This window comes from Mycobacterium sp. 852013-50091_SCH5140682 (assembly GCF_001665685.1).
In the GTDB taxonomy this organism is placed as follows: domain Bacteria; phylum Actinomycetota; class Actinomycetes; order Mycobacteriales; family Mycobacteriaceae; genus Mycobacterium.
On sequence record NZ_LZTB01000121.1, the window covers coordinates 1 to 1,625 of the forward strand.

1 protein-coding gene is annotated in these 1,625 nt (G+C 65.8%); it reads right to left on the reverse strand.

Going from position 1 to position 1,625, the window contains the following annotated elements:
• Positions 1-179: 179 nt before the first annotated feature.
• Complete coding sequence (locus A5784_RS31780; protein WP_082945210.1) at positions 180-1,517, reverse strand: IS110 family RNA-guided transposase; 1,338 nt, start codon at positions 1,515-1,517, stop codon at positions 180-182.
• Positions 1,518-1,625: the final 108 nt, after the last annotated feature.

A 1,625-nucleotide genomic window follows, 5' to 3' on the forward strand; every position in this document is an offset into this window, starting at 1 on the left:
GGTGGCCGGCCCGGTCCTCGTCTCAACGTAGTTCGTCAAGCGGGTTGGTACCCGACTGCGTTCAACCGAGTTCGGTGAGGACGGGCGGGGCCTGCTCATGGTGTCTGTCGAGGTCACCGTGGTGGTGCCTCAGGCACGTGTGGAGCTTGGCCCCAACCGTGGTCATTGGGGTGCGCTGGTTAGGCAGCGATCGGCATCACCTCGGCGCCGGCGCGGGTGGCATCCCAGCGCACTTTCCGGGTGGTGGTGACGTGCAGCCAGCGCAGCAACGCCGCAGCGATGGCTGCGCGGGCTTGGCCGTCGGTGAGCGGATTGTCTTGGCGGGTGGTCAGATAACGGTAGCGCGCGGCCATCACCGGGTTATGCGCCAGCGCACCCCACACCGCACGCCAGGCAGCCAGCCGCAGCCCGGGTCGACCCCGCCGCGAGATCCGTGATCGACCGCTAAAAGCGCCACTGGCGTTGTCACGGGGACACAGCCCGGCGTGTTTGACCAGGGCGCGGGGACTGTCGAAACGGGCGGGATCACCCGTTTCGGCCAACATTGCGGCCGCACCGACTGCGGAGATGCCCGGGATGCTGGTGACCAGCTCGGTCAGCTCCAACGTGTCGAGCACGTCGACCATGCGGGTTTCCACCTCGACCAGACGCGCTTTAGCGGTATGCCAATCGTCCAACACCCAGCCGGCTCGTTCGAGTGCACCGCGCCGCTGCGCCCACACGCCGGTGGGGTCGACCAGCGCGACAAACACCCCTTCGACGATCCCCCGCCGAATCCGAGACCCGCCCCAGCGGGGCAGTTCGCGGCGCACCGCGGCCTCAAACCGCGCCAGCCCCAGGCGGCTCAGTTTCTCTGGCCGACCATCACAGCGGCCCAACACCACGGCCAGAGCCGCACACCAGTTCATCGACTCAAACGGCTTAGCCGCGGCATCAAGTACCCCCGGCCACGCACACTCGAGTAGATCACCCAGCTGCTGCACACACGCGGTGGCCTCGGTGACCAACCGCTCCCGACGCGCCCCCAACTGCCGTAGCCGCGCCCAGGTTTCATCGGCCCATTCAGGGACATAACAGTGCAGTTGGGCCACCAGCCGCGCGATCAGCACCGCATCCCTGTCGTCGCTCTTATCGCGGGTGTAATCCTCCGATTCGCGAGCCCGGCCCACCAGCATCGGATTCACACACACAAACGCCATACCGCGTTGGGTCGCAAGCTCATTGAGCACCCGCCACCGATGCCCGGTGGGCTCACAACCCACCGTCACGCCAGCAAAACCCAATTCATGGGCCTGCCGAGCGGCCCAGTCCAACACCGGACCCAAATCCCAGGCCTTGACCGACACCCGCTTACGGACCAACACCCGCGAGTCATGATCGGCCAGCACCACCACCTGCTTCACATCGGCCAGATCGATCCCCACGATCGCATGCTCGACCGGAACCAACCCCCGCAACCGGGTCAACCGTGCATTACGACGCTTGTCACCACGCGACAACCCACTACCCTTGGACACGACGTCCTCCTCGCTGTTTTTGGGACACCAAGCCCTTCAACAACAGCAGGAGGACGTCGCCGTAACTCCCATCAACACGCGCCATAGCTCACTTACTACGCACGCTCG